Annotated in this window: 26 protein-coding genes; 7 read left to right on the forward strand and 19 right to left on the reverse strand. The window is 59.5% G+C overall.

Features of this window, described 5'->3' with window-relative positions; translation table 11 throughout:
• The first annotated feature begins 85 nt into the window (after positions 1–85).
• From PFAS1_RS03310 to PFAS1_RS03335, 4 genes are all read left to right on the forward strand, one after another.
• Positions 86–1,858: an N-acetylglutaminylglutamine amidotransferase gene (locus PFAS1_RS03310; RefSeq protein ID WP_076028189.1), complete on the forward strand. Its 1,773-nt coding sequence runs from the start codon at positions 86–88 to the stop codon at positions 1,856–1,858.
• Positions 1,859–1,861: 3 nt separating this feature from the next.
• Positions 1,862–3,607: an N-acetylglutaminylglutamine synthetase gene (gene ngg, locus PFAS1_RS03315; protein WP_076028190.1), complete on the forward strand. Its 1,746-nt coding sequence runs from the start codon at positions 1,862–1,864 to the stop codon at positions 3,605–3,607.
• A gap of 144 nt (positions 3,608–3,751) precedes the next feature.
• A complete protein-coding gene (locus tag PFAS1_RS03325) occupies positions 3,752–4,942 on the forward strand; it encodes an osmoprotectant NAGGN system M42 family peptidase (RefSeq protein ID WP_074878900.1) in 1,191 nt (396 codons plus the stop codon).
• Positions 4,943–5,141: 199 nt separating this feature from the next.
• A complete protein-coding gene (locus PFAS1_RS03335) occupies positions 5,142–5,369 on the forward strand; it encodes a YheU family protein (protein ID WP_003199186.1) in 228 nt (75 codons plus the stop codon).
• Positions 5,370–5,373: 4 nt separating this feature from the next.
• On the opposite strand, the gene csrA is transcribed toward PFAS1_RS03335, so the two are convergent.
• The 3 genes from csrA to PFAS1_RS03350 all read right to left on the reverse strand — a co-directional run bounded on the left by csrA (position 5,374) and on the right by PFAS1_RS03350 (position 6,925).
• The gene (gene csrA, locus PFAS1_RS03340) at positions 5,374–5,559 is read right to left on the reverse strand and encodes a carbon storage regulator CsrA (RefSeq protein ID WP_076028192.1); all 186 of its coding nucleotides are present in this window, start codon (positions 5,557–5,559) and stop codon (positions 5,374–5,376) included.
• 153 nt (positions 5,560–5,712) lie between these two features.
• Positions 5,713–6,045: a YnfA family protein gene (locus PFAS1_RS03345; protein WP_074878904.1), complete on the reverse strand. Its 333-nt coding sequence runs from the start codon at positions 6,043–6,045 to the stop codon at positions 5,713–5,715.
• 64 nt (positions 6,046–6,109) lie between these two features.
• Positions 6,110–6,925 (reverse strand): SDR family oxidoreductase, encoded by an 816-nt coding sequence (locus tag PFAS1_RS03350; RefSeq protein WP_074878906.1) that lies wholly within the window; start codon positions 6,923–6,925, stop codon positions 6,110–6,112.
• Positions 6,926–7,204: 279 nt separating this feature from the next.
• Between PFAS1_RS03350 and PFAS1_RS03355 the strand changes: the two genes are divergently transcribed.
• The gene (locus PFAS1_RS03355) at positions 7,205–7,363 is read left to right on the forward strand and encodes a DUF3309 family protein (protein ID WP_173860449.1); all 159 of its coding nucleotides are present in this window, start codon (positions 7,205–7,207) and stop codon (positions 7,361–7,363) included.
• 61 nt (positions 7,364–7,424) lie between these two features.
• Here PFAS1_RS03355 and PFAS1_RS03360 read toward each other — a convergent pair whose 3' ends face one another.
• The 10 genes from PFAS1_RS03360 to PFAS1_RS03405 form a co-directional block, all read right to left on the reverse strand.
• On the reverse strand, positions 7,425–9,518 hold the full coding sequence (locus tag PFAS1_RS03360) for an LTA synthase family protein (RefSeq protein WP_076028193.1): 2,094 nt from the start codon (positions 9,516–9,518) through the stop codon (positions 7,425–7,427).
• 627 nt (positions 9,519–10,145) lie between these two features.
• Positions 10,146–10,751: an START domain-containing protein gene (locus PFAS1_RS03365; protein WP_076028194.1), complete on the reverse strand. Its 606-nt coding sequence runs from the start codon at positions 10,749–10,751 to the stop codon at positions 10,146–10,148.
• Positions 10,752–10,792: 41 nt separating this feature from the next.
• On the reverse strand, positions 10,793–11,047 hold the full coding sequence (locus tag PFAS1_RS03370; RefSeq protein WP_076028195.1) for a YkgJ family cysteine cluster protein: 255 nt from the start codon (positions 11,045–11,047) through the stop codon (positions 10,793–10,795).
• Between the two features lie 162 nt (positions 11,048–11,209).
• On the reverse strand, positions 11,210–11,677 hold the full coding sequence (locus PFAS1_RS03375) for a translation initiation factor 2 (RefSeq protein ID WP_076028196.1): 468 nt from the start codon (positions 11,675–11,677) through the stop codon (positions 11,210–11,212).
• Between the two features lie 88 nt (positions 11,678–11,765).
• Positions 11,766–13,205: an aminotransferase-like domain-containing protein gene (locus tag PFAS1_RS03380; protein ID WP_008146981.1), complete on the reverse strand. Its 1,440-nt coding sequence runs from the start codon at positions 13,203–13,205 to the stop codon at positions 11,766–11,768.
• A 202-nt stretch (positions 13,206–13,407) separates the two neighbouring features.
• Entirely contained in the window at positions 13,408–14,220 is an 813-nt protein-coding gene (locus tag PFAS1_RS03385) for an OmpA family protein (protein ID WP_076028197.1), read from the reverse strand.
• Positions 14,217–14,573, reverse strand: coding sequence for a DUF4398 domain-containing protein (locus PFAS1_RS03390; protein WP_076028198.1), 357 nt, complete (start codon positions 14,571–14,573; stop codon positions 14,217–14,219). Before PFAS1_RS03390 ends, PFAS1_RS03385 begins: the two co-directional genes overlap by 4 nt.
• A 9-nt stretch (positions 14,574–14,582) precedes the next feature.
• Entirely contained in the window at positions 14,583–15,419 is an 837-nt protein-coding gene (locus tag PFAS1_RS03395; RefSeq protein WP_076028199.1) for a substrate-binding periplasmic protein, read from the reverse strand.
• Positions 15,420–15,499: 80 nt separating this feature from the next.
• Entirely contained in the window at positions 15,500–16,429 is a 930-nt protein-coding gene (locus PFAS1_RS03400) for an electron transfer flavoprotein subunit alpha/FixB family protein (RefSeq protein ID WP_074878922.1), read from the reverse strand.
• Positions 16,430–17,179 (reverse strand): electron transfer flavoprotein subunit beta/FixA family protein, encoded by a 750-nt coding sequence (locus tag PFAS1_RS03405; protein WP_024164570.1) that lies wholly within the window; start codon positions 17,177–17,179, stop codon positions 16,430–16,432.
• Positions 17,180–17,728: 549 nt separating this feature from the next.
• On the opposite strand from PFAS1_RS03405, the gene PFAS1_RS03410 reads away from it, so the two are divergent.
• Positions 17,729–19,393 carry an electron transfer flavoprotein-ubiquinone oxidoreductase gene (locus PFAS1_RS03410; RefSeq protein ID WP_076028200.1) on the forward strand — a complete coding sequence of 555 codons (1,665 nt, stop codon included), beginning with the start codon at positions 17,729–17,731 and terminating at the stop codon, positions 19,391–19,393.
• Positions 19,394–19,579: 186 nt separating this feature from the next.
• Here the strand turns inward: PFAS1_RS03410 and PFAS1_RS03415 are convergent, their stop codons facing one another.
• Positions 19,580–20,470, reverse strand: a complete 891-nt coding sequence (locus tag PFAS1_RS03415; RefSeq protein WP_076028201.1) for an AraC family transcriptional regulator — start codon at positions 20,468–20,470, stop codon at positions 19,580–19,582.
• A 190-nt stretch (positions 20,471–20,660) separates the two neighbouring features.
• Here PFAS1_RS03415 and PFAS1_RS03420 point away from each other — a divergent pair, with 190 nt between their 5' ends.
• Positions 20,661–21,713 (forward strand): NAD(P)-dependent alcohol dehydrogenase, encoded by a 1,053-nt coding sequence (locus PFAS1_RS03420; RefSeq protein ID WP_076028202.1) that lies wholly within the window; start codon positions 20,661–20,663, stop codon positions 21,711–21,713.
• On the opposite strand, the gene PFAS1_RS03425 is transcribed toward PFAS1_RS03420, so the two are convergent.
• The 5 genes from PFAS1_RS03425 to PFAS1_RS03445 all read right to left on the reverse strand — a co-directional run bounded on the left by PFAS1_RS03425 (position 21,710) and on the right by PFAS1_RS03445 (position 26,881).
• Positions 21,710–22,513 carry an IclR family transcriptional regulator gene (locus PFAS1_RS03425; protein ID WP_076028203.1) on the reverse strand — a complete coding sequence of 268 codons (804 nt, stop codon included), beginning with the start codon at positions 22,511–22,513 and terminating at the stop codon, positions 21,710–21,712. The two genes, PFAS1_RS03420 and PFAS1_RS03425, sit on opposite strands and share 4 nt — an antisense overlap.
• Before the next feature lie 60 nt (positions 22,514–22,573).
• Positions 22,574–23,884 carry an MFS transporter gene (locus PFAS1_RS03430; RefSeq protein ID WP_074878934.1) on the reverse strand — a complete coding sequence of 437 codons (1,311 nt, stop codon included), beginning with the start codon at positions 23,882–23,884 and terminating at the stop codon, positions 22,574–22,576.
• Between the two features lie 169 nt (positions 23,885–24,053).
• Complete coding sequence (gene dgoD, locus PFAS1_RS03435) at positions 24,054–25,202, reverse strand: galactonate dehydratase (protein WP_008152275.1); 1,149 nt, start codon at positions 25,200–25,202, stop codon at positions 24,054–24,056.
• A 46-nt stretch (positions 25,203–25,248) separates the two neighbouring features.
• Entirely contained in the window at positions 25,249–25,869 is a 621-nt protein-coding gene (locus tag PFAS1_RS03440) for a 2-dehydro-3-deoxy-6-phosphogalactonate aldolase (protein WP_076028204.1), read from the reverse strand.
• Positions 25,870–25,888: 19 nt separating this feature from the next.
• A complete protein-coding gene (locus PFAS1_RS03445) occupies positions 25,889–26,881 on the reverse strand; it encodes a 2-dehydro-3-deoxygalactonokinase (protein ID WP_076028205.1) in 993 nt (330 codons plus the stop codon).
• Between the last annotated feature and the right edge of the window lie 96 nt (positions 26,882–26,977).

Here is a 26,977-nt window from a genome sequence, read left to right on the forward strand (position 1 = left end):
TTCAGCCGGGTCAGTTTCTGAGTACCCGCCGTTTTTGGCGCGGTATCGATTGACCCTCCCCAACGGAAAAACCGGTAAGGAATTTATGTGCGGATTAGCTGGCGAGTTACGCTTTGATCATCAACCTGCGGACCTCGCGGCCGTTGAACGAATCACCCATCACCTGGCCCCACGCGGCCCTGACGCATGGGGCTTCCACAGCCAGGGGCCGATTGCCCTGGGCCATCGTCGCCTGAAAATCATGGACCTGTCGGACGGCTCGGCGCAGCCGATGATCGACAACCAACTGGGCTTGTCCCTGGCCTTCAACGGCGCGATCTACAACTTCCCGGAACTGCGCACCGAGCTTGAAAGCCTCGGTTATGCCTTCTATTCCGGCGGTGACACCGAAGTCCTGCTCAAGGGTTATCACGCCTGGGGCGAAGCACTGCTGCCCAAGCTCAATGGCATGTTCGCCTTCGCCATCTGGGAGCGCGATGCCCAACGCCTGTTCATCGCCCGCGACCGTCTCGGCGTAAAGCCGTTGTACCTGTCGCGCACCGGCCAGCGCCTGCGCTTTGCCTCGGCACTGCCGGCGTTGCTCAAGGGCGGCGACATCAACCCGATCCTCGACCCGGTGGCACTCAATCATTATCTGAACTTCCACGCCGTCGTCCCGGCACCGCGCACCTTGCTGGCCGGCATCGAAAAACTGCCACCGGCGACCTGGATGCGCATCGAAGCCGATGGCACCACCGAGCAGAAAACCTGGTGGACCCTGCCCTACGGCCCACACGCCGACGAGATGAATCTGACACTCGAAGACTGGCGTGACCGCGTACTCGACAGCACCCGTGACGCGGTGGCGATCCGTCAACGTGCGGCAGTCGACGTCGGGGTGCTGCTGTCGGGCGGTGTCGATTCGAGCCTGCTGGTCGGCCTGTTGCGTGAAGTCGGTGTGGAAAACCTGTCGACCTTCTCCATCGGTTTCCAGGATGCCGGCGGCGAGCGCGGCGACGAGTTCCAGTATTCGGACCTGATCGCCAAGCATTACGGCACCCAGCATCACCAATTGCGCATCGACGAAAAAGAAATCATCGAGCAATTGCCCGCGGCGTTCCGCGCCATGAGCGAACCGATGGTCAGCCATGACTGCATCGCGTTCTATCTGTTGTCCCGTGAAGTTTCCAAGCACTGCAAAGTGGTGCAGAGCGGCCAAGGCGCGGACGAGTTGTTCGCCGGGTATCACTGGTATCCACAAGTCGACGGTGCCGAAGATCCGTACACCGCCTATCGCGATGCCTTTTTCGACCGCAGCTACGACGACTACGCCGCCACCGTGCAGCCGAAATGGCTGACAGCGAATGACGCTGCTGGTGACTTCGTGAAGGAACATTTCGCACAACCCGGCGCCGATGCCGCGGTGGACAAAGCCCTGCGTCTGGACAGCACGATCATGCTGGTGGACGACCCGGTCAAACGCGTCGACAACATGACCATGGCCTGGGGCCTGGAAGCGCGCACACCGTTTCTCGACTATCGCCTGGTGGAATTGTCGGCGCGCGTGCCGGGCAAATTCAAACTGCCCGATGGCGGCAAGCAGGTCTTGAAAGAAGCGGCGCGGCTGGTGATTCCGAGTGAAGTGATCGATCGCAAGAAAGGCTACTTCCCGGTCCCCGGCCTGAAGCATTTGCAAGGCGATACGCTGAACTGGGTGCGCGAACTGCTGCTCGATCCGAGTCAGGATCGCGGCCTGTTCAACCCGGCGATGCTCGACCGTCTGCTGACCGATCCACAAGGTCAATTGACCCCGTTGCGCGGTTCCAAGCTGTGGCAATTGGCGGCGCTGAACCTGTGGCTCAGCGAACAAGGAATCTGATCGATGAAACCCCACGCCACGGCCTACAGCCAACGCTTGTTGCGCGGTCAGGCGCCCTCTTACGAACGCTTGCAGGCGCGCCTGGCCGAAGACGGCAGTGAATTGGGCGCTGCACCCATCGCCGTGCATTGCGGTTGGGGCCGGTTGCTGATCGGCCATACCTTTCCGGATGCGGCGAGCCTGGCCCAAGAGCTGCTCAACGAGCACACCGGTGAACGCGACATCGCCCTGTACGTGGCTGCGCCTCAGCAAGTGCTGGGGCTGGAACCGGCCCAGTTGTTTCTCGACCCGTCCGACACCCTGCGCCTGTGGTTCAGCGATTACCGCCAGTCGACGCGGGTGTTTCGCGGCTTTCGTATCCGCCGCGCCCAGAGCGACGCGGACTGGCAGGCGATCAATCAGCTGTATCTGTTGCGCGGCATGCTGCCGATCGATGCGAGCCTGCTGACGCCGCGTCATCAGGGCGGGCCCGTCTATTGGCTGGCCGAAGATGAGGACAGCGGTGCGATCATCGGCAGCGTCATGGGCCTCAATCACCACACGGCGTTCAACGATCCGGAAAATGGCAGCAGCCTGTGGTGCCTGGCAGTCGATCCGCAATGTTCGCGTCCGGGTGTCGGTGAAGTGCTGGTGCGACATTTGATCGAACACTTCATGAGCCGTGGGCTGAGTTACCTGGACCTGTCGGTGCTGCACGACAACCGGCAGGCGAAAAGCCTTTACGCCAAGCTGGGGTTTCGCAACCTGTCGACGTTCGCGATCAAGCGCAAGAACTGCATCAATCAGCCGTTGTTTCTCGGCCCGGGTCCCGAAGCCGAGTTCAATCCTTATGCACGAATCATCGTCGAGGAAGCGCACCGTCGCGGCATCGAAGTGCAAGTCGATGACGCCGATGCAGGCCTGTTCACCTTGATCCATGGCAGTCGCCGCGTACGTTGCCGTGAATCCCTCAGCGACCTGACAAGCGCCATCAGCATGACGTTGTGCCAGGACAAAAGCCTGACGCACAAAGTGCTCAAGGCCGCCGGGCTGAACCTGCCGTCGCAGCAACTGGCCGGCAATGCCGACGACAACCTGGCGTTTCTCGACGAGCACGAACGGGTGGTGGTCAAGCCGCTCGATGGCGAACAAGGCCAAGGCGTCGCGGTGGATTTACGAAGCATCGAAGAGGTCCAGCAAGCCATCGAATCCGCCCGCCAGTTCGACAGTCGCGTGCTGCTGGAGAGTTTCCACGAAGGCCTCGACTTGCGGATTGTGGTGATCGGTTTTGAGGTGGTCGCCGCGGCGATTCGTCGTCCGGCAGAAGTGGTCGGTGATGGCCAGCATTCCATCGGTGCGCTGATCGAAGCGCAGAGCCGGCGTCGCCAGGCGGCTACCAGCGGTGAAAGCAAAATCCCGCTGGATCACGAAACCGAGCGCACCTTGAAGGCGGCGGGTTTTGACTACAGCAGCATTCTGCCGGCGGGCGAGCATCTGTTCGTACGGCGTACGGCGAACCTTCATACCGGCGGGATTCTTGAGGATGTGACGGCGATCCTGCATCCAACCTTGGTGGATGCGGCGGTGCGCGCGGCGCGGGTGCTGGACATTCCAATGGTCGGGCTCGACCTGATGGTGCCTGCCGCCGATCAACCGGAGTATGTGTTTATCGAAGCCAATGAGCGCGCCGGACTGGCCAACCACGAACCGCAGCCGACGGCCGAGCGGTTTGTGGATTTGTTGTTTCCGCACAGTCAACCGGCGGCTTAGCCCCCCCTTCCTGATCGTTCCCACGCTCTGCGTGGGAATGCAGCCAGGGACGCTCTGCGTCCCAAAAGCGGACGCGGAGCGTCCAGTGAGGCATTCCCACGCGGAGCGTGGGAACGATCAACGCTTAACTCATCAGGAGTTTCCATGACCAGCAACATTCCCGAACCGGATCTGAACTACCTGCAAAAAGTCCTGCTGGAAATGCTCGCCATTCCCAGCCCGACCGGGTTCACCGACACCATCGTGCGTTACGTCGCCGAACGGCTTGAAGAGCTGGGTATTCCCTTTGAGATGACCCGCCGCGGCACTATCCGCGCCACCCTCAAGGGCAAGAAGAACAGTCCCGACCGCGCGGTCTCCGCTCACCTCGACACCATCGGCGCAGCGGTTCGCGCGATCAAGGACAACGGCCGCCTGACCCTGGCGCCTGTCGGTTGCTGGTCCAGCCGTTTTGCCGAGGGCAGCCGGGTCAGCCTGTTTACCGACAACGGCGTGATCCGTGGCAGCGTGTTGCCGCTGATGGCTTCCGGGCATGCGTTCAATACCGCCGTGGATGAAATGCCGATCAGTTGGGATCACATCGAATTGCGCCTGGACGCCTATTGCGCCACGCGTGCCGATTGCGACTCACTGGGGATCAGCGTCGGTGATTTTGTCGCCTTCGACCCTTTGCCGGAATTCACCGAAAGCGGCCACATCAGCGCCCGTCATCTTGACGACAAGGCCGGCGTTGCCGCATTACTGGCGGCGCTCAAAGCGATCGTCGACAGCGGCCAAGAGCTGATGATCGACTGTCATCCGCTGTTCACCATTACCGAGGAAACCGGCAGTGGCGCGGCGGCGGCGTTACCGTGGGACGTCAGCGAATTCGTCGGCATCGACATTGCCCCGGTCGCACCGGGTCAGCATTCCAGCGAACACGCGGTGAGCGTGGCGATGCAGGATTCCGGCGGGCCTTACGACTACCACCTGTCGCGACATCTGCTGCGCCTGGCCAGTGACAACGAGTTGCCGGTGCGCCGTGACCTGTTTCGCTATTACTTCAGCGATGCGCATTCGGCGGTCACTGCCGGACATGACATTCGCACCGCCCTGCTCGCCTTCGGCTGCGACGCCACTCACGGCTACGAACGCACCCACATCGACAGCCTCGCTGCGCTCAGTCGCCTGCTCGGCGCCTATATTCTGAGTCCGCCGGTGTTTGCCAGCGATGCACAACCGGCCAAGGGGTCGCTGGACCGGTTCAGTCATCAGATCGAACATGAGACACAGATGGAAAGCGACACGCGGGTGCCGTCGGTGGATAGCCTGGTGGGGCAGCGCTCCGAAAGCTGAGTCTTGCTTCGATCGTTCCCACGCTCTGCGTGGGAATGCAGCCCGGGACGCTGCGCGTCCCTTTCTAGAGTTGGAACGCGGAGCGTCCCTTGAGGCATTCCCACGCAGAGCGTGGGAACGATCATTAACAGGTGAAGCCCAGGCTAGCCGCCGTTGGTCATTCGCCGTAGCATCGCGCCATTGTTTAGCCGAGGTGCCTATGCTGATCCCCCACGACCAACTTGAAGTCGACACCCTCACCCGCCTGATCGAGGATTTCGTGACTCGTGACGGTACGGACAACGGCGATGACACGCCGCTGGAAACCCGTGTTCTGCGTGTTCGCCAGGCATTGACCAAGGGCCAGGCGCTGATTGTCTTCGACCCGGAAAGCGAACAATGCCAGTTGATGCTCAAACACGATGTGCCCAAGCACTTGTTCGACTGAGATCTCAGCGCCCTTTGTTTTTCGCCAGTTTGAGCTGGATGCGGTCGTAGACCTCGGACCGGTGCACGTTGACGTTTTGCGGCGCTTCGACGCCGAAGCGCACACTGCCGCCGTTGACGGCAAGAACGCGCACGGAAATGTTGTCACCGATGGAAATCAACTCGCCCACAACGCGACTGAGTACAAGCATGGCATTCGTCCTTCAGGGGTATCGGACCCTGACGATGCCTTGCGTTAAGAGGGGCTTCAATGGGATTACGGCAAATCAGTCCCGCCCTACAGCCCCTTCCGAACAGTTCCTATGGAAACGTCTGACAAACCTGTTGAATGAAGGACCGATCCTTCAGGAAGCGGAGAATCGCGGGCCGAAAAGGATGACGCTGGCCCCGATCACACACAGCGCCACCCCGAGCCAGTCCGAGCCCAGCGGACGAATCCGCTCGACCACCGCCAGCCAGCCGATCGACGCGATGATGTAGATGCCTCCGTAAGCGGCATAGGCGCGACCGGCGTAGGTCGCTTCGATGCGGGTCAGCAGCAGCGCAAACAAGGTCAGACTGAGCAGCGCGGGCACGACCCACCAGGCACTTTTACCCTGGCGCAGCCACATCCAGAAGGCAAAACAGCCGGCGATTTCGAACAGCGCGGCGAGGAAAAACCACAGGTAATTGAGCATGCAAACGTCTCGCGAGGATGGCCGATGGCGGCCACCCTAACGACGGTATTGCGTACGGGCAAGTTCAGCCTGCGGTTTGTTTGGCCTTGGCGCGCATTTTGTCGGCCATGGCGGTCATTTCGTCGTAGAGCAGTTGCGGGTTCTTCTGCTTGAGCGCCCAGGCCATGCGGCCCTGTTCGTGAGGCAGGATCATGAATTCGCCGGCGGCAACGTGCTGATAGATGTAGTCGGCAATGTCGGTTGCGGTGATCGGCGAGCTTTCCAGCAACTTGCCGACCTGGGCTTTCATGGCCGGCGTCGGGCCACGGAAGGAGTCCAGCAAGTTGGTCTGGAAGAATGACGGGCACACCACATGCACGTCGATTTCCTGCTGCGCCAGCTCCACCAGCAGGCTTTCGGATAACGCCACCACGCCAGCCTTGGCCACGTTGTAGTTGCTCATGGCCGGGCCTTGCATCAGGGCCGCCATCGACGCGATGTTGATGATCTTGCCTTGGCTTTTTTCCAGCAGCGGCAGGAAGGCCTTGCAGCCCTTGACCACGCCCATCAGGTTGATCGCGATCTGCCAGTCCCAGTCTTCCAGGGACAGTTCACTGAAAAACCCGCCCGAGGCAACGCCGGCGTTGTTGACGATGACATCGATGCCCCCGAATTTCTCGTCGCAGGCCTGGGCGAAAGCGGTCAGCTGGCTGTAATCGCGCACGTCGCAACGCTGGATAAAACCGTCGCCGCCGGCTTCTCGAACCAACTTCAGGGTTTCCTGCAGACCGGGTTCGCTGACATCCGACAAGGCCAGCTGCCAGCCTTCACGCGCCCAGCGCAGCGCGATTTCGCGACCCAAGCCCGAGCCCGCGCCAGTGATCATCATGCGATTTTGCATAGCAAACAGCCTTGTTGTTCCGGGGAAGATGTACCGAGTGTAGCGAAGGACCATGCCCGATCCACGCTCCATCAGATTGCTGAATGGCCCGAGCAAACCGTGGCAGCGCCTGAACCAACTTGTGCATTAAAAACGAAATAAGCCTTTCTTCGAAAAACATTAAAAAAACTTGGAATTTTCTTTCATTCACTACAGTCGGATTTTGTAAGCAGCCCGGATTTATAGCAGCCCGGCTGACCGTTAAACGCCAGGTAATTCCAGAACACTTCCAACAAGGAAATAGATATGGGCACAATTCTAATCATTATTCTGATCCTCCTACTGATAGGTGGTTTACCGGTCTTCCCTCACTCCAGAAGTTGGGGTTATGGCCCGTCGGGTATCATCGGCGTGGTGTTGGTGGTGCTGTTGATCCTGCTGTTGCTCGGCAAGATATAGAGATTTAAAAGGCAAAAAAAAGAGGCCCTTTTCAAGGGCCTCTTTTTTATTGCATCAAGACTTAGTCCGGCGTGCCGTCAACCACACCGGCGGTGTTGTCGATCAGGCTCTTGGTCGCCGTTTGCAGGAACGCTTCGAGCTTGAGCTTCAGCTCAGCGGTACGCGGCGCATCCGGAACGATCTCGGCGTGAGGTGTGGCGCCCAGTTCGTACTGGTACATTTTCGGCGCCATTTCCTTTTCCTTCGGCAGCACCAGAATCTGATCCACCGTGATGATGGCGGTGGTCTGCTCGCTACCCGACGGCTTGATCACGCCGAAACCGGTATCGCCTTCAGGCAGGTTGAGCAAATCGCGGCCCCAGCACTGATGGCGCACTTCGCCACCAATACGGCCCATGATGGTCGGCACGATGTCGATCTGCGTGCCCACGGTATGGTCCCGCTCGCCGAATTTTTCCTGGATGCCCGGTGCGATCATCAGCATCGGTACGTTGAAGCGGCCCAGGTCCATTTCGGTGATTTGACGCTCGTTGCCAAAACCGTGGTCGCCGACGATCACAAACAGGGTTTCCTTGAAATACGGCTCCTTGCGGGCCTTTTCAAAGAACTGGCCGAGCGCCCAGTCCGCATAACGCATGGCGGTCAAATGCTCGTTCAGGCTACCGCGATCGGTCACGGGCTCAACCGGCAATGGCGTCGGCAAGGCGTATGGCGTGTGGTTGGACAGGGTTTGCAGCAGCGCATAGAACGGCTTGCCGTTTTCCCGTGCCTTGAGCTCAGTCAGACCTCGGTCGAACATGTCCTGGTCGGACACGCCCCAGGTCGGATCGGAGAACACCGGGTTCACGAAGTCGTTGCGCCCAATGAAGTTGGTCATGCCCTGGTTGCTGAAGAAACCCGACTGGTTATCCCAGGCGAAGTCGCCGTTGTAGACGTACACGTCGTCATAGTCACGGGCACTGAGCAATTGCGGCAGGCCGGACAGCTTGTGGCTGCCTTCCGGCGTCTGCATCAGGTATTCGAAACCCGGCAGGTTCGGGAAGCAGGCCATGGTGGCGAACATACCCTGGTGGGTATGGGTGCCGTTGGAGAAGAAGCGGTCGAACATCAGGCCTTCCTTCGACAGTTTGTCGAGGTACGGCGTGATGTTGCCCGGTGCACCCAAGGCGCCCACCGAGTGACCGGCCATGCTTTCCATCAGGATCACGACGACGTTCTTGATCGGCAGGGTCTTGTCGGCCGGCGGCGTGTAATCGCGACGCACGGCTGCGGTTTGGGCATCCACCAGTTTGTCGTCCGCCATCACCAGCATGTCACGCACCACTTTCTGCGCTTCAGGCTGTGGCAGGGTGGCCTTCCAGATGTTGTCGCGATCTTCGGACATCCGGCTCTTGGCCGCGGCGACCAGCGACAAAGTACCGTTGAGGCCCAACTGGTTGGCGAAGTTCGAATCGGTGGTGTAGACGTCACCCCAACGCATTGGCGGGCCCTGGCGCAAGGTGCCACGAGCGGCGACCACGCAGACCAGCAGGCAGACGACAAACACCGCGATGCGTGAGTACCACGGGGCGACCTTGCGCGTACCGATACTGCCGCCGCTGAAGGGGCCACGAGGCCGGGTGGCGCGGTCGGCGCCCTTGAATGCCAGGGTCAGGATCAACGTGCCCACGGCCCAGGCCAGCAGGTAGCGAACCACCGGAAAACCGTACCAGAGCATACTCATCACGGTTTTCGGGTCTTCTTTTACATATTGGAAGACCAAGCCGTTGAGGCGCTGGTGGAACTCGCGGTAGAAGTCCATCTCCATCAGGCCGAGGAACAGGGCGATGCTCGAGGCAATGGTCAGCCAGAACCGAAAGAATCCGCGTGCGGCCATCGCCTGGGCGCTGAACAGCGCCAGCAGCAATGGAATGCTGAGGTAGACCACCAGGCGCAGGTCGAAACGCAGACCGTTGGCGAACGCTTCGAGAAAGGTCGAAGCCGGGGTGTCGAGGATCATCTCGCGGTTGTAAACCAGCAGCGCAACGCGCAACAGGCTGAACATGACCATCATGACCAAGGCACACAGCAGCGTGTAGGCCAGATGCGATTTGACGGTCGGTTGCAGCAGGCGACTAGAAGCTCGCTGCTGACTCAGGGCGTCCGGGTTTGCCATGTCGTTTTAGGACCCATTGGAAGTTGAAGTTTCAAAAAATACAGCGGCGCCTTGCCCTCTGTTGGCCTGTACTCGGCCCCGGGGCTTGCGCGGTGCGCAAATGTTGCACGATCAACCGCGGCATTGCCATTGATTACTGTCCGGCATGTCTGGCGCGGGCGAATTGTCTTGGAGGCGTTGTGAAAATTTCGTGCAACGTATATTCGGATACAAAATAAAGTCACCCGCTCCGAATGCCCGTTAGTTTGATCGTTCCCACGCTCTGCGTGGGAATGCATCCCGTGACGCTCCGCGTCACCAGTGCGCAGGACTTACGCCTTGCGTCAACAGCGGAACGCGGAGCGTCCCCGGCGGCATTCCCACGCAGAGCGTGGGAATGATCAGATGTACGCGCCAGCGTTGAGGAAACAGGGGCCCACGGAGCAGGACCGGCGAGGGCATGCCGAACCTGGACGTGGCACCGACCGAAAGGGGCAAGAGCCCTTGGTTACTTGGGACTTTTCCAAGTGACTCGCTATAAAAGCGAAGCCGCCAGCCGCCGTTACGGCAAAAACGGATATGCCCCTAAACCACCCCACCAAATAGAAAACGCCCCAAACAAGTCAGGGCGTTTTATCAAAAGAGCAATTATTTCTCAGCGCGTTCTTTCAGGGCTTTCAAAGTATTAAACGGCGCATCCACCACAAACTTGTTGGCAACCATCGACGGAATGCTACCGCCCGGCTCGGTATGCACCTGATAGGTCACTTCAATCTGATCGCCCTTGGGCACAAACTTCCAGAACCCATCAATCTTGGTCACCCGCACAAAGCCTTTTTCTTCAGGAAGGTACGTCGGCACACCTTCAAGGTTGCGAGTCAGACTGCCATCGGCGCCTTCGGTGGTGGTGACATGCAACACCGAGTCACGCGCGGTAACCGGCCAAGGCGTATTGAACTGAGTGTAGGTCCAGCTCTGACCACCTTCGTGTTTGAGCAATTTCTGAGTCTTGCAGTCGTGAATCCAGGCACAGGCGCCTGGCACGTCTTCCTGCAGGGCACGCAGTTTGGCCATGGTGGTCTTCATCAGGGTGACGCCCTGGTAAGCCTTGTAATCGGAGCCAGCCACTTCACTCAAGGAAACCTTGATGCCGTCTTCGTTCTTGGCAACTTTCCAGTCTTCTGCCTGAGCGGCCGTGGAAGCCAGTAAAACCGTCAAACCACACAGCACAGCCATACGTTGCAGCGAACCCATAGTCTTATTCCTTATTGTTGAAGATCCGTTCGTTGAACACATCATGCCGCCGTCATTTCCTCCCACCACCCCAGCAATTTGATCGCTTCGTCACTGCTGCTTCCGCAGACTTCGACGTCGGCTGCGAACGCCGAACACACTGCTGGACGTTCCGGTTTGCCGAAAATGCCGCACAGGTTATCGACAGAGAGTTGTACGCAACGTTCTCCCGCGGGCTTGCCATTAGGCATGCCGGGGATCGGTGAACTGATGGAAGGGGCAATGCAACAGGCGCCACAGCCTTCACGGCATTTCATGACGACGAGCTCCTCGACGGGTGATGTGTTAAATGACGTGGCACAGAGTAACCGCTAAAACGCTTGTTTAAAATTGTCTGTACCGGGGTTTTTCGCTTTAACGAGCGTGACTGACCAGTCTCCGACAAAGCGTCTGGCCAACAGGTCACGGACGGTAAGAAATTATCGCTTGAACTCGAATTCCAGGGCTGCGCCTTCGACCTCATGACGCTCTTCATTGCGCAGTTGCAACTGCATTTCGTTGCTGATCAGCCTCCCGTTGAGCTGAAACGGGCCAGCCTTGTCACTAAACATTTGCGGCAATACTGCATCGTGCCGTGGCAATTCTACCGTACCGATCGGTTTCAGCTCCTCGGCCATGTCTTCGGGCAGGCTTAAATCCAGGTCGGCCGAAGGCAGCCTGGTTTTCGCGATCTCACTGGCGGATTTCGACTTGGATGCAATCGGCGCTCGTTTTTTCGCCTTGGCCGCTTTCTTCTTGACCGGCGCGGCTTTCTTCACCTGTGCCGGTTTTTTCGAGGTGGCGCTGGCTGCCGGTTTTTCTTGAACGGAGGCCGCCAATACACCTTCGGCCTGGAAGGTCATCAGCAGGCAGATCGATAGCCATACGGCGGGGAAAATCGGCTTCATGGACCCAACGGGGCAAACGGCAGGAGCCATATGCTCGCCTGTTGTACGCGACATGACAAGCTCGGGCAGGAATATCCTGCCCGCCCCCTCAAAAGCCGCCGACCATTTCCTGACAGAGCTGGGTGGCGAGCATGCCCAGGGTCATCAATGCACGTTCGGCTTCACGGTTCCAGGGTGTGCCGCAGTTCAGCCGAATGCAGTGGTTGAACTGCTCGGTGTTACTGAAAATCAGCCCCGGCGCGATGCTGATGCCCTGCTGCAACGCACGAACGTGCAGCTCTTGCGTGTTGACCCGCCCCGGCAGGCTGACCCACAGAATGAAGCCGCCGGTCGGCCGGGTCATCTGCGTGCCTTCCGGGAAATATTGCTGTACCGCCAACTGGAAAGCGCTGAGGTTCTTGCGGTACTCCTGACGGATGTAGCGCAAATGCCGGTCGTAACCACCATTTTCCAGATAAGCCGCGATGCCCATTTGGGTGACGCTGCAGGCCGAGTGAGTGCTGAAGGTCTGCAAACGCTGGATTTCCTGCTGGTACTTGCCGGCAATCATCCAGCCGATTCGCACGCCCGGCGACAGGGTTTTGGAGAAGCTGGAGCAATAGATAACCCGATCCAGCCGATCGTAGGCTTTAAGTGATTTGGTGCGCCCCTGCTCGAACATCAGTTCGCCGTAGATATCGTCCTCGACAATCTGGATATCGAAATCCGAGGCCAGGCGCAGCAGTTGTTTCTGCCGCTCTTCGGGCATGGTGCCGCCCAATGGATTGCTCAGACGAGTGGTCAGCACCAGTGCCTTGATCGACCACTGGTTGGCCGCCAGCTGCAAAGCTTCGAGACTCATGCCGGTGGCCGGATCGCTCGGAATCTCGATGACCTTCAGCCCCAGCAGGTCAGCCAGTTGCAGCAAACCGTAATAGGTTGGCGACTCCGCCGCGATCAAATCGCCCGGCCGGGTCAATACGCGCAGAGACATCTGCAAGGCATCAACGCAGCCGTGGGTAATCACCACTTCCGAGGGATCGACCACTACGCCGGCATCGCGCATGCGAATCGCCACTTGTCGGCGCAACGGTTCGAAACCCGGGCTGAACATGTAGCTGAACGCCCGCGGGCTATGGAAACGGGTGACTTTGGCCAGTTGCTGATGCAGAGCGCGCACCGGCAGGTAATCAACGCTCGGTACCGCCGCGCCTAAGGGAAACACACCCTCGCGGCGGGATTCGACCAGGACTTGTTGGATGATGCTGCTGCGGGTGACCAGACCTGGACGCTCGACCCGGGCGATGTCCGGTGTCGGCGCGGTCAGGGCCGGGGTCTGGTGCACGTAGTAACCGGACTGCGGCCGGGCGCGGATCAGCCCCTGATCCTCGAGGTTGGCGTAAGCCTGCAACACCGTCGCATGGCTGACATTGAGCTGCGAGCTCATCTTGCGCACCGATGGCACGCGCTCCCCCGGTTGATAGACGCCACGGCGGATGTCTTCGGCCAGTTGCTGAGCAATACGTTGGTAGAGCAAGAGATTGGTCATGACGCAGCACTCGATTTCACGGGCATTTTATTCTTGTGTGAAACAATACCGGAACAGTTTAGAAGTGTACTGGGACAGTTGCCACAATAGTCGACCGTACAGTGCAGTGTCAGCAAAAACTGTACTGTTTTTTGGAGTTGACCGGCAGGCGTAAAAAAACCCGGCGCTGACGGGCAGGCCGGGTTTTCCAGTGACGCAGCCCTTAACGGGCAGCGCCGAGCTGGCCTTTTTCGTCAGAGAACACAATTTCCACCCGACGGTTCTGTGCACGTCCCCGCTCGGAGGCGTTCACGTCGACTGGATATTCATCACCGTAACCTTCGACCTGAATGCGTTTATCGTCGATACCCAAATCCATCAGCACGTCTGCCACCGATTGCGCACGGTCACGGGACAGCTTGAGATTTTCCTGCTTGCCGCCGGTGCTGTCGGCATAACCTTCGATGCGCACTACGCGCTTGGGGTTGAGCTGCAGGAACTGCACGATCTTCAACACCACGCGGTTAGCCGAGTTTTTCAACTCCGCTTCGCCCGTGTCGAACAGCACGTCGCCCAAGGTCATCACCAGGCCGCGATCGGTCTGGGTGGTCGCCAGCGCGACAATCTGTTCTTCGAGCCATTTGCCCTGCTGTTGCACGCTGAGCAGTTTGGATTCGCGCAGGGCCAGCTGCAGACGCTGACGCTCCAGTTCAAGCTTCGCCGCACGTTCTTCGTTGAGCACCTGATTGGTGTGTTCGCGCGCGATTTCGCTATAGCGTTCACTTAGGTAAGCGTAATGCAGCACGTCCGATCCGCTGCCCCAATAGCTGGACAGACGATCGGCACGGGCTAGCGACTCACCGGCGCGAATCACTTCCTTGGGCGCGATTCGCAGCACGTTGGAATCTTCCTTGACCTTCTGGAAGTCAGTACTGGCCTGCTGCAATGCGGCCTCGCTGTGCTGACCGGCACAACCGTAGAGGCTGGCGCAGCCTGCCAGGATCAAACCGCCCAAGGCTTTGGTCTTGAGGCTCATTGGGCATCTCCCAGTTGCTTGCGCAGGCGAGTGATGCGGGTGTTGAGCACGTTCAACTGTTCCTCGCTCTTGAGGGTCAGAACCCGGGCTTCGGCCAGACGCGCGTCCAGCTCGGCTTGCTCGGCCCGCATGCGCGCGTTCTTGAAGGATTGGTCGTTCATGCTGCCCTTGGCGCGGTTGAACTTGTCTTCGGCCAGTTTCATTTCCGGCACGTCGGCGGCGGTGGCGCCCACGGCCTTGGCCTGCTCTAGTGCCCGTTCGGTCAGGCGCATTTGTTCATTCGGCGCCGGATCGGCTGCACAACCCGCCAGAGCCAGAACGGCCAGGGCAGCGAAAAAAGGTCGGATACTCACTAAAAATCCCTACTGTTTTGGGGTACTGACAGGTGGTTGCTGCGGCTGTGAGAGCTGCGCCTTCCAGCGCTCGATGTTGCGTTGCAGCACGGCTTCCGTCAGTCCGGACGCGGGCAATTCTGTCATCTTTTTCGCCAGCTGTCCGCGCAACCACGGATCGTTGCAGGCGGAGTTGTGGGAAACCGCGAGGAACAGGCCGGGTTTGTCGATCGGTTGTGGACGGGCGATCAGGTCGTTGGCCAGATTAAGTGTCTGCGCAGCCGTCAAGCCCGAGTAGCGTCCGGCGAGGACAAATTCCACCTCACCCAGCAGCAATTTCTGAAAGGCCTGGGTGAGGTTAGGCGTACGTGCGAGGGTCAATTGCTGCTCGGCGAACACGCCAAATGCCGGTGTCATACGAGACTTTTCCGACAATGCGCCGGGATGACCGTGAAGGTCCTGCGCTTCGTTGTAGACCAGCGTCGAGTCTTTGCGGGTCCAGACCAGGTAATCGTTTTCCAGTAATGGAGGATGAATGTAATCCAGAGTGTCCAGTTCGCTGACCGTCAATGACGCATCCGCCAGCATGTCCATTCGCCCACTGCGCACTTCATCCAGAGCCTGTGCGCGTTTGCCGGCGTAAAGCAGTTCGACCTTGATCCCCAACTCCCCCGCCACTTGCTGCAACAGATCAGCACTGGCGCCGATCAGGTGCTTGGGGTTTTGCGGGTCCTGCCACAGGTACGGTGGCGCGTCCGGGCTGCCGGTCACCACCAGGCGCTCGCACTTGCCCGCGGCGACGGACAACGCCGGCAACACCATCAGGCCCAGCAGCAATGACCAGCCGTAAACGCGGCGCAGATCCATGGCAACATTCTCCCACTCAAATCCGGAACAAAAAAAAGCCCGACCAAAAGGTCGGGCTCTTTATAAGTCAGGCCGCTGGATTAGACCAGCTTCTCGAACTCAGGGATTGCTTCGAACAGGTCTGCCACCAGGCCGTAATCGGCCACCTGGAAGATCGGCGCTTCTTCGTCCTTGTTGATCGCAACGATCACTTTGGAGTCTTTCATGCCGGCCAGGTGCTGGATCGCGCCGGAGATACCGACGGCGATGTACAGCTGTGGAGCAACGATCTTGCCGGTCTGACCGACCTGCATGTCGTTGGGTACGAAACCTGCGTCGACGGCGGCGCGGGAAGCACCGACGGCAGCGCCCAGCTTGTCGGCCAGGGCGTACAGATGTTTGAAGTTGTCGCCGTTCTGCATGCCGCGGCCGCCGGAAACGACGATCTTGGCAGCGGTCAGTTCCGGACGATCGGACTTGGCCAATTCTTCGCCGACGAAGCTGGAAATACCCGCATCGTGAGCAGCTGCAACGGCTTCAACCGAAGCAGATCCACCTTCAGCAGCAACCGGGTCGAAACCGGTAGCACGCACGGTGATCACTTTGACCGCAGCGTTCGATTGAACGGTGGCGATGGCGTTACCGGCGTAGATCGGACGCTTGAATGTGTCAGCGCTTTCGACCGAGATGATCTCGGAGATCTGGTCAACGTCCAGTGCAGCGGCAACGCGCGGCAGGATGTTTTTGCCGTTGGAAGTAGCGGCAGCCAGGATGTGGCTGTAGCTCTTACCCAACTCGGCCACCAGCGGCGCGACGTTTTCCGGCAGCTGATGCGCGTAAGCGGCATTGTCAGCTGACAGGACTTTGCTCACACCAGCGATTTTCGCCGCTGCTTCAGCCACGGCGCCAGCGCCCTGACCTGCAACCAGAACGTGGATGTCACCACCGATTTTAACGGCGGCAGCGACGGTGTTCAGCGTGGCCGGGGCCAGCACTTTGTTGTCGTGTTCAGCAATAACCAAGATAGTCATTTAGATTACCTTCGCTTCGTTTTTCAGTTTCTCGACCAGTTCAGCCACCGACTTGACCTTGATACCCGCGCTGCGTGCAGCTGGCGCTTCGACTTTCACGGTCTTGTTGGTGGAGGCGGTGGAAACGCCCAAAGCGTCCGGAGTCAGCACTTCGAGAGGCTTCTTCTTGGCTTTCATGATGTTTGGCAGGGACGCGTAGCGCGGCTCGTTCAAACGCAGGTCGGTGGTGACGATGGCCGGCAGTTTCAGGGAAACCGTCTGCGCGCCGCCGTCGACTTCACGAGTCACGGCAACGCTGTCGCCGCTGATTTCGACTTTGGAGGCGAACGTGCCCTGACCGTAGCCGCTCAATGCCGCGAGCATCTGGCCGGTCTGGTTGTTGTCGCTGTCGATGGCCTGTTTGCCAAGGATCACCAGCTGAGGCTGTTCCTTGTCGACAACAGCCTTGAGCAGCTTGGCAACAGCCAGCGAAGTCAGGTCTTCAGCGGATTCGACGAGGATGGCACGGTCGGCACCCAGAGCCAGCGCGGTGCGCAGTTGCTCTTGAGCGGTGGACGGGCCGATGGAGACGACGACGATTTCAGTCGCAACACCTTTCTCTTTCAGGCGTACGGCTTCTTCCACTGCGATTTCGCAGAACGGGTTCATCGACATCTTGACGTTGGCGAGGTCGACGCCGGAATTGTCCGCCTTGACGCGAACCTTGACGTTGTAATCCACAACGCGTTTGACAGCTACAAGAACCTTCATGGATTCCTCGTTACTCTCCGGTGAAAAGAAAGTCGCCTAGGCGAACCTGGCGGTTTGATGCTCAGCGGCGCAAGGGCACCTCTAAAAACGCTGGCAAAGGTGTCAAGTGACAAGCGCTCACGATGAAGATGACCGTTCGTCAGTGGTGACTGACGAGTCATTCAATATCGTGGCGTGTAAACTGCGCGCCGGAACCTGCGCTGCGCATCACCTTGTACTGCCATCGCCCTGTCTTTAGAGGTGCTCTTGAAACCAACAGTCAGCCTACGGCGAGCGCAAAACCGACCGTATCTTGACCGGAACGCCTATTCCGGTCAATACGGCAAAATGGCCAGTCATAAGCCGCGTGACTTTGATTTCTCTGGCTTTGAGCCGATTCAAACAAACGTTTGTATTGGACGCTAGGAGTGGTGTAGATATAATGCGCCACCTTAGAGAGAAAGGTGGCTCATCGATTGTCCTCTTCCTGCATTGCGCAGGAATTCATGGATGCGACACCAAACCTCCAATTAGAAAAAAAACTGTTGAGCCTTGAGTAGGAGATAACCTGTGGAACGCGAATACATGGAATTCGACGTCGTCATCGTCGGTGCCGGCCCCGCTGGTCTTTCCGCCGCCTGCCGCTTGAAGCAGAAGGCCGCCGAAGCCGGTAAGGAAATCAGCGTCTGCGTGGTCGAAAAAGGCTCCGAAGTCGGTGCTCACATCCTGTCCGGCGCCGTGTTCGAACCACGCGCCCTGAACGAATTGTTCCCTGACTGGAAAGAACTCGGCGCCCCGCTGAATACGCCAGTCACCCGCGACGACATCTTCGTTCTCAAGAACGCCGACAGCGCGCAGAAGATTCCTGACCTCTTTGTGCCCAAGACCATGCACAACGAAGGCAACTACATCATCTCCCTGGGCAACCTGTGCCGCTGGCTGGCCCAACAGGCCGAGAACCTGGGCGTGGAAATCTACCCAGGCTTCGCCGCCCAGGAAGCACTGTTCGACGAGAACGGCGTGGTTCGCGGGATTATCACCGGCGATCTGGGCGTTGACCGCGAAGGCAACCCGAAGGAAGGCCTGTATACCCCGGGCATGGAACTGCGTGGCAAGTACACGCTGTTCGCCGAAGGTTGCCGCGGCCATATCGGCAAGCAACTGATCAAGCGCTTCAATCTCGACAGCGATGCCGACGCCCAGCACTACGGCATCGGCCTGAAAGAAATCTGGGAAATCGATCCGGCCAAGCATCAACCAGGCCTGGTGGTGCACACCGCCGGTTGGCCGCTGGACATCATGGGCACCGAGAACACCGGTGGCTCGTTCCTCTATCACCTGGAAAACAACCAGGTTGTAGTCGGCCTGATCGTCGATCTTTCCTACAGCAACACCTTCCTGTCGCCGTTCGACGAGTTCCAGCGCCTCAAACATCACCCGGTGCTCAAGCAGTACCTGGAAGGCGGCAAGCGCATCAGCTACGGCGCTCGCGCCATCTGCAAAGGCGGCCTGAACTCGCTGCCGAAAATGGTCTTCAAGGGCGGCGCGCTGATTGGTTGCGACCTCGGCACCCTGAACTTCGCCAAGATCAAAGGCAGCCACACCGCGATGAAGTCCGGCATGCTCGCCGCTGAATCCGTGGCCGAAGCGCTGTTTGCTGAAAAAGACGGCACCGAAGAGCTGACCACCTACGTCGACGCATTCAAGAAGAGCTGGCTCTACGACGAACTGTTCGCCAGCCGCAACTTCGGCCCGGCGATCCACAAGTTCGGCGCCATCGTCGGCGGCGGTTTCAACTGGCTCGACCAGAACATCTTCGGCGGCAAACTGCCGTTCACCTTGCACGACACCAAGCCGGATTACGCTTGCCTCAAGCTGGCGGCGGACTGCAAGAAGATCGACTACCCGAAACCGGACGGCAAGATCAGCTTCGACAAACTCAGTTCGGTGTTCATCTCGGGTACCAACCATGAAGAAGAGCAGCCGTGCCACCTGAAGCTGACCGATCCGAGCATCCCGATCGCCAAGAACCTGCCGCTCTACGATGAGCCTGCCCAGCGTTACTGCCCGGCCGGCGTGTACGAAGTGGTGACCAAGGAAGACGGCGAGAAGCGCTTCCAGATCAACGCCCAGAACTGTGTTCACTGCAAGACCTGCGACATCAAGGACCCTGCACAGAACATCACCTGGGTCGCACCGGAAGGCTCTGGCGGCCCGACTTACCCGAACATGTAAGTCGAATCGCTGAACATCAAGGCTCCCGAAATGGGGGCCTTTTTGTTGTCCGCCATTTACCCCACACCACAATCCCCCTGTAGGAGTGAGCCTGCTCGCGATTGCGGTGAGTCATCCAAAGAAGATGTCGACTGACCCACAGCAATGGCGAGCAGGCTCACTCCTACAGGGGGGATCAACGTCAACTTAAGCCGCGCGCTCATCCCCCGGATTACGCTCGAAGTAGCGCTTGTACTCGCGACTGAACTGCGACGTACTTTGATACCCGACCCGATGCGCCACCTGCGCCACACCCAGCCCCTCGGATAGCAACAACTGCTGCGCCTTGAGCAAACGTAAACGCTTCAAGTACTGCACCGGCGACAACAATGTGCTGCGTTTGAAATGCTCGTGAAAGGTCGACGCACTCATGTTCGCGCAACTGGCCAGGGTTTCGACGTTCAGCGGTTCGGTGTAATGCGCATGCAGATGGCTGAGCGACGCCGCGATCCGGGCGAACTGCCCCTGCTGCTCGACCAGCGCCCGCAGCACATCGGCTTGCGGCCCGCGCAAGGCGACGAACAACAACTCGCGCAATCGCGCCTGCCCCATGACCTGGCATTCCAGCGGATCGTGCAGGCAACGCAGCAGTCGTTCAACACAACCACGCATCGCATCGTCGAGTACCGCCGAGGTCATGGACTCTGGCGTTTGCGCCGCAATGCTACGCCCCGGCGCCAGCCCCATGGCCAAGACCAACTCACCGAGCAACACCCGGTCAATGGCAATGGAAACACCCAGCATCGGTCCATCTGGCGCCGAAAACGTTTCGCACTCAAAAGGTACCGGCAATGCCTGAATCAAATAATGCCCGGCGCCGTATTCCAGCGTCCGCGGCCCCAGATACGCCAACTTGCTGCCCTGGGCGATGATGACCAGGCTTGGCTCATAAATCTGCGGGCCACGAGCCACATCACAACTGGCGCGCAAAACCTGCACCCCCGGCAACGCCGTGGGGGCGAAACCGTCGCGATTGGTCAAAGGCTGAATCAGCGAAACCAGCGTGGCATTGGCATCCAGATGACGGGTCAACAACATGAGAGCTCTTCACAAAAAAGTCGCGAAAACAGGGATGAAAGCATCATCGCAGGTCTGATGGCCAATGCGACCCGTCGAAGGCTGATGCCGGAGGATTAGGCATGACACCCGGAGGAATCGCCATGGCCGGTGGCCGGTGCGGCGCCCAAAATGCGCCACCTCACCCGTCACAGCTTTTGCGAGGTTCATCATGTACACCGCCATCGGATACGCCGCCCAGTCGGCCACCACTCCCCTCGCCCCCATGAAATTCGAGCGCCGTAGCCCACGAGCTGACGACGTTGCGATCGACATTCTCTACTGCGGCGTCTGCCATTCCGACATCCATCAGGCACGCAACGAGTGGGGCATTGCCGTTTATCCACTGATGCCCGGCCACGAGATCGTAGGCAAAGTTACCGCCGTCGGTGTGAACGTCACCCAACATAAAGTCGGCGATCTGGTTGGCGTCGGCTGTATGGTCGATTCCTGCCGCAACTGCGAAGCCTGCCAGTCGAACCTCGAGCAATACTGCCTTGAAGGTCCGACCATGACCTATGCCACGCCGGACCGCGTCGATGGCAGCAACACCATGGGCGGCTATTCCGACAGCATCGTGGTCAGCGAACATTTCGTCGTGCGCATCCCGGAAAAACTCGACCCGGCCAGCGCTGCGCCGATCCTGTGTGCCGGCATCACCACCTATTCGCCGCTCAAGCACTACGGCGTGAAGGCGGGCGACAAGGTCGGGATTCTCGGCATGGGCGGCCTCGGCCACATGGGCATCAAGTTCGCCAAGGCGATGGGCGCCGAAGTCACGCTGTTCACCCGCTCGGCGAGCAAGGCTGAGGAAGGTCGTCGCCAGGGTGCGGACCACGTGATCGTGTCCACCGATGCCGAACAGATGAAAGCCGCCGCAGGACATTTCGACTTCCTGCTGGACACCATTCCGGTGCAGCACGACCTCAATCCCTACCTCGATACGTTGCGTTTCGACGGCGTGCACATTCTGGTGGGCTTGATCGAGCCGGTCGATCCACCGGTCCACGCCGGCAAACTGGTGATGAGCCGTCGCGTATTGGCCGGCTCCCTGATCGGCGGCATCGCCGAAACCCAGGAAGTGCTGGATTTCTGCGCCGAACACGGCATTACCTGCGACATCGAAATGCTCGACATCCGCCAAATCAACGAGGCTTACACCCGCATGATTGCCGGTGACGTGAAGTACCGCTTCGTGATCGACATGGCGACACTGAAGATTTAAACCTTCAAACCAAGCTCCGCCGACAGCCGAGCCGTTACCCCTTTGATCAGGGGAATCAGCTCGGCCATTTTTTCCAGCGGCATATAAGGCACAGTGCTGGCGATGCTGATGCCAGCAACGATGCGTTTACTGGCATCACGAATCGGCGCCGCCACACAACGGATCGACGGTTCGTTATCTTCCAGATCGAAGGCGTAACCGCCCGCCACATACTCGACCATGCGCTGCTGAAACTGCTCCCAGGACTGCTCCGGGTGTTGCGGCCAGAACTGATTTTTCCCACCCGCCGGCAAGCTGACTTCGTACAGCCGCTGCCATTCTTCCTGCGTGTCGTCGAGCATCAGCGCCTTGCCGATCCCGGTGCGCGCCAACGGCATGCGATGGCCGACCCGCGAACGCATTTCCGGGCCATTGCGCCCCGGATTCTTATGCAGGTACAGCACTTCGTCGCCTTCACGAATCGCCAGGTGAATGGTGTCGCCGGTCAACGCTGACAACTCATCCAGATACGGCCCGGCCAATGTGACCAGCGGCAATTCTTCACGCGCCTGGAAGCCCAGCTCGATCAACTTTGGTCCCAACAGATAACCAACTTGCGGCACCACGCGCAGATATCGCTCGTCCACCAGGCAGCTGGCCAGTCGATGAGTGGTGCTGCGCGTGGTGCCGATCAGCCGGGCGATCTCCTTGAGATCGCGGGCGCCGCTGGCCACGGCCTGAACCACACCCAATCCACGAAGCAATGTCTGGGTGCCGGTCGGGGCGGCGTCCTTGGCGATTTTTGGGGCGTCTTCCTGCATATCCAGCCTTTACCGTTGAGCGAGTGAACGGGCGGCATTATGGTCGCCCGCATGCCGCAACTACAACTTGATACGCTCGACTTTGCCGACCAGCAAGATGTAGGAAAGCGCACCAATCAACGCCAGAACCGAGATATAGGTAATCGCCGGGGCGAACGAATCACCGGTAGCAAGGAAACCGATGACGATCGGCGTGGTAATCGCCGACAGGTTGCCGATGAAGTTGAACACCCCACCGGTCAACCCGAGCAATCGCGCCGGGGCCAGCGTTGAAACCAGCGACCAGGTGATCGAAGCCAGCCCGTTACCGAAGAACGCCAACGCGAGGAAGGCAATCACCAGCGGTGTCGACTCGACGAAGTTGGCGCCGATAATCGAGGTGGAGATCAGCAGGCCGCCAATGATCGGCAACTTGCGGGCGAAACCCACGGTGTAGCCGCGACGGATCAGCCAGTCGGAGAAGAACCCGGAACAGAGCACACCAACGAAGGCGGCGAGAAACGGCAGCGACGCCAATAGGCCGGACTTGATGAAGTCCATGCCGCGATATTTCACCAGGTAGGTCGGGAACCACGTCAGAAAAAACCACAACGTCGAGTTGAGGCAGAACTGGCCGAGGTAGATGCCCCAGAGCTTGCGCTTGGTCAGCACGATACCGAGGTCGATCCAGCTGAATTTGGCTTTGACTTTGGCTTGTTCAGCCTGGATATCCACCAGCCCGCCGCCCTCGCGGATCAGCTCGATTTCGGCGTCATTGGCCCCTTTGAAATCCCGCGGCTCGCGATACACCGCGTACCAGATCACTGCCCAGAGAATGCCCACCGCACCGGTGCTGACGAACACCATGTGCCAGCCATATTGATGCTGCAACCAGGCCAATACCGGCGTCAGGAATGCTAGGCCGACGAATTGCCCGGAGGTATAGAAACCAATGGCCGTGGCGCGTTCGCGCTCGGGAAACCAGGTAGTGACCACGCGGCTGTTGATTGGGTACGCCGGCGCTTCCAGTGCACCGACTGCCATGCGCAACACGAACAGTGCGATGAAGCTGCCGGCGAAGCCGAGCATCACTGTGGCGATCGACCATAGCAGCAGCGCGACGCTGTAAAGAATCCGCGGTGGAACCCGATCCACCAGCCAGCCGCCGGGGATTTGCATGGCGGCGTAGGTCCAGCCGAATGCCGAGAAGATCAGCCCGACGTGGATCGGATCGATGCCCAGTTCGCTGGTGAGTGCCGGGGCTGCGATGGACAGGTTGCTGCGGTCCAGGTAGTTGATCACCACGGTGATGAACAGCAGCACCATGATGAAAAAACGCTTGCGACTGGGCGTCACCAACGACGCCTGCCCGGTGAGGGTTTGCGGTTGCATGAGGAATGCCTCTTCTTATGTTTATTGAGGTCGATGAAAAGCTTGGATGTGATCGTTCCCCCGCTCTGCGTGGAAATGCCTCACCGGACGCTCTGCGTCCGCTCTTGGGACGCGGAGCGTCCCTGGCTGCATTCCCACGCGGAGCGTGGGAACGATCATCGAGAGGGCATCACCACTCGGCAAAACTGCCATCGGCATGGCGCCAGATCGGGTTGCGCCAGCGGTGGCCGACGGCCGCGCGTTCGATGACGTATTCCTCGTTGATCTCGATCCCCAGGCCCGGGCCATTGGGGATTTTCACGAAGCCTTTGTCGTAGTCGAACACCCGCGGATCCTTGACGTAATCCAACAGGTCATTGCTCTCGTTGTAATGAATGCCCAGGCTCTGTTCCTGGATGAACGCGTTGTAGCAAACCGCATCCAGCTGCAAACACGCCGCCAGTGCAATCGGGCCCAACGGGCAATGCAGCGCCAGCGCCACGTCGTAGGCTTCGGCCATGTTGGCGATCTTGCGGGTTTCGGTGATGCCGCCGGCATGAGACGCATCCGGTTGAATGATGTCGACATAACCTTCGCTGAGCACACGCTTGAAATCCCAGCGCGAGAACAGCCGCTCGCCGAGGGCAATCGGGGTGCTGGTCAGCGGCGCCAATTCTTTCAGCGCTTCGTAGTTTTCGCTGAGCACCGGCTCTTCGATAAACATCAGTTTGTACGGGTCGAGTTCCTTCATCAGCACCTTGGCCATGGGCTTGTGCACCCGGCCATGGAAGTCGACGCCGATGCCGACGTTCGGGCCCACCGCATCGCGCACGGCGGCGACGTTGGCCAGGGCCAGGTCGACTTTCTCGAAGGAATCGAGGAACTGCAGTTCTTCGGTGCCGTTCATTTTCACCGCAGTAAAACCACGCTCGACCGCCTCTTTCGCCGCACGAGCGGTGTCCGCCGGGCGGTCGCCGCCGATCCACGAATAGACGCGAATCTTGTCCCGCACCTGACCGCCCAGCAGATCACTGACCGACACACCCAAGGCCTTGCCCTTGATGTCCCACAACGCCTGGTCGATACCGGCCAGCGCACTCATGTGGATTGCGCCGCCCCGGTAGAAACCGCCGCGGTAGAGCACGGTCCAGATGTCTTCGATGTTGCGTGGGTCTTTGCCGATCAGGTAGTCGGACAATTCTTCAACGGCGGCGGCGACAGTGTGGGCGCGGCCTTCGACCACGGGTTCGCCCCAACCGGTTACGCCCTCGTCGGTTTCGACCTTGAGGAAGCACCAACGCGGCGGAACGATGAAGGTGGTGAGTTTGGTGATTTTCATCTATTGCCTCTCTTATTAGATGCAGCGCTCGCAGCGCCAAAAAGTCTTAGCGAAGGGCTTTCCAGGCAGCCACGTAGGCCTTGGCGTTTACCGCCACTTCCTCTGGCGTCATGCCCGGTTTGAACAACCCGGAACCGAGGCCGAAACCTTTGACGCCCGCGTCGATAAACACCTGCATGTTGTCCGGCGTGATCCCGCCGACCGGCGCCAGAATCGTTCCCGCTGGCAGCACCGCGAGCCAGGCTTTGACGACTGCCGGGCCCATCTGCTCGGCCGGGAACATCTTCAGCACGTCCGCCCCTTCGGCCAATGCCGCAAAGGCTTCAGTCGGCGTGGCCACACCCGGCGACAGGAACAACCCCGCCGCTTTCGCTGCGCGCAACACCTTGGCATCGCTGTGCGGCATGACGATCACCTGACCGCCCGCCGCTTTCACTTGCTCGACCTGCTCCGGCGTCAACACCGTGCCGGCACCGATCAGGCAATCGGCGGGCAAGGTACTGCGCAGGATGCGGATACTTTCGTACGGCTCAGGGGAATTGAGCGGCACTTCGATGACGCGAAATCCGGCGGCGTAAAGGACTTCGCCGATGGCTGCCGCTTCTTGCGGGCGCAGGCCACGCAAAATCGCGATCAGACCGTTTTGCGCCAATGCTTTCTTGAGCATGTCAGACCTCCAGTCAGGTTTAACGGGATGGGTTGGGTGTGATCAGTCCGGCGGCAACCGCCAACTGCCACAAGCCGCGTTCGGTGGCTTGCTCGGCCAGGGTCACCCGGGTAAAACCACAGGCCTCGAGCGCCCGGCTGTAGCGGGCACAGAGTTGGGCATTACCGATGAGGACGATCGAAGGCAGATGAACGCTGTTGCGTCGGCGACGCTGAACAGTCGCCAACGCTGACAATTCATGGCCGATCAACAGGCCGGACAAGTAATCCGGTTGAGCGGTGGCGCCGAGTTCGCCAGTCAACCCAAGGCTGCGGGCACTGAACAATGTCGACAACGGCCCGATCTCGCCATCCGCCGACAGCGCCACCTGCACACCACGATCAAAGGCGTGGCCATCAAAGGACGCGCCCTTTTGCTGGGTGCGCCCCAGAATGCTGTGTTCGCTGAGCACGGCGAAGACTTCGCCGGTCATGAAGGTATCGAAATGCACGATGCAGCCGTCGGCCACTTCCACCCATTTCGAATGACTGCCCGGCAGGCCGATCAACAGATCACTACCCGCCTCGGCCGGTAGATTGTGCAGCACGCCAAGCACCTGAGTTTCTTCGCCGCGCATCACGTTCGGCAAACGCGAACGCTGAATCACGCCCGGCACGATGTGCACATCGACACCGCGAAGACTGCGAACCGTTTGTAGGGAGATTCCGAGATTGGCGACGTTCGCCGGCGTATCGCGGTAGGCCGCTTCACGCCAGCCTTGTGCGCTGCCGACCATGCCGCAAGCGATCACCGGCAAATCGGGCTGCGCGTCGAGCCAGTCACCGCAAGCCTCATCGAAGGCCAGTTCAAAACCGTCGGCACATTCCTGACCCGCAATCATTCGCGGCGTCCTGGGCAGTTGCATGATCCCCGACGACAGCGAACGCTGTTCGAGCACCTGGCCACCCGCGGCGAGTTTGTAAGCACGTAATGAGGTTGTCCCCCAATCGAGCGCGATCAATTGCGCCAGCATCGCTTCACCTGTTTTGTTTATTGGCAGTGAGTGAGCTGGACTATAAACCCGGACGCGCCTAAATCTCAATATATAAATATTGATCCCATATATTGA

This window comes from Pseudomonas frederiksbergensis (genome assembly GCF_001952935.1).
In the GTDB taxonomy this organism is placed as follows: Bacteria; Pseudomonadota; Gammaproteobacteria; order Pseudomonadales; family Pseudomonadaceae; genus Aquipseudomonas; species Aquipseudomonas frederiksbergensis.

Bases quoted from the DNA above. Each gene is read 5' to 3' on its own strand.
- PFAS1_RS03310 (WP_076028189.1), top strand. From the start codon at position 86: ATGTGCGGATTAGCTGGCGAGTTACGCTTTGATCATCAACCTGCGGAC.
- ngg (WP_076028190.1), top strand. From the start codon at position 1,862: ATGAAACCCCACGCCACGGCCTACAGCCAACGCTTGTTGCGCGGTCAG.
- PFAS1_RS03325 (WP_074878900.1), top strand. From the start codon at position 3,752: ATGACCAGCAACATTCCCGAACCGGATCTGAACTACCTGCAAAAAGTC.
- PFAS1_RS03335 (WP_003199186.1), top strand. From the start codon at position 5,142: ATGCTGATCCCCCACGACCAACTTGAAGTCGACACCCTCACCCGCCTG.
- csrA (WP_076028192.1), bottom strand. From the start codon at position 5,559: ATGCTTGTACTCAGTCGCGTTGTGGGCGAGTTGATTTCCATCGGTGAC.
- PFAS1_RS03345 (WP_074878904.1), bottom strand. From the start codon at position 6,045: ATGCTCAATTACCTGTGGTTTTTCCTCGCCGCGCTGTTCGAAATCGCC.
- PFAS1_RS03350 (WP_074878906.1), bottom strand. From the start codon at position 6,925: ATGCAAAATCGCATGATGATCACTGGCGCGGGCTCGGGCTTGGGTCGC.
- PFAS1_RS03360 (WP_076028193.1), bottom strand. From the start codon at position 9,518: ATGGCAAACCCGGACGCCCTGAGTCAGCAGCGAGCTTCTAGTCGCCTG.
- PFAS1_RS03365 (WP_076028194.1), bottom strand. From the start codon at position 10,751: ATGGGTTCGCTGCAACGTATGGCTGTGCTGTGTGGTTTGACGGTTTTA.
- PFAS1_RS03370 (WP_076028195.1), bottom strand. From the start codon at position 11,047: ATGAAATGCCGTGAAGGCTGTGGCGCCTGTTGCATTGCCCCTTCCATC.
- PFAS1_RS03375 (WP_076028196.1), bottom strand. From the start codon at position 11,677: ATGAAGCCGATTTTCCCCGCCGTATGGCTATCGATCTGCCTGCTGATG.
- PFAS1_RS03380 (WP_008146981.1), bottom strand. From the start codon at position 13,205: ATGACCAATCTCTTGCTCTACCAACGTATTGCTCAGCAACTGGCCGAA.
- PFAS1_RS03385 (WP_076028197.1), bottom strand. From the start codon at position 14,220: ATGAGCCTCAAGACCAAAGCCTTGGGCGGTTTGATCCTGGCAGGCTGC.
- PFAS1_RS03395 (WP_076028199.1), bottom strand. From the start codon at position 15,419: ATGGATCTGCGCCGCGTTTACGGCTGGTCATTGCTGCTGGGCCTGATG.
- PFAS1_RS03400 (WP_074878922.1), bottom strand. From the start codon at position 16,429: ATGACTATCTTGGTTATTGCTGAACACGACAACAAAGTGCTGGCCCCG.
- PFAS1_RS03405 (WP_024164570.1), bottom strand. From the start codon at position 17,179: ATGAAGGTTCTTGTAGCTGTCAAACGCGTTGTGGATTACAACGTCAAG.
- PFAS1_RS03415 (WP_076028201.1), bottom strand. From the start codon at position 20,470: ATGTTGTTGACCCGTCATCTGGATGCCAATGCCACGCTGGTTTCGCTG.
- PFAS1_RS03420 (WP_076028202.1), top strand. From the start codon at position 20,661: ATGTACACCGCCATCGGATACGCCGCCCAGTCGGCCACCACTCCCCTC.
- PFAS1_RS03425 (WP_076028203.1), bottom strand. From the start codon at position 22,513: ATGCAGGAAGACGCCCCAAAAATCGCCAAGGACGCCGCCCCGACCGGC.
- PFAS1_RS03430 (WP_074878934.1), bottom strand. From the start codon at position 23,884: ATGCAACCGCAAACCCTCACCGGGCAGGCGTCGTTGGTGACGCCCAGT.
- dgoD (WP_008152275.1), bottom strand. From the start codon at position 25,202: ATGAAAATCACCAAACTCACCACCTTCATCGTTCCGCCGCGTTGGTGC.
- PFAS1_RS03440 (WP_076028204.1), bottom strand. From the start codon at position 25,869: ATGCTCAAGAAAGCATTGGCGCAAAACGGTCTGATCGCGATTTTGCGT.
- PFAS1_RS03445 (WP_076028205.1), bottom strand. From the start codon at position 26,881: ATGCTGGCGCAATTGATCGCGCTCGATTGGGGGACAACCTCATTACGT.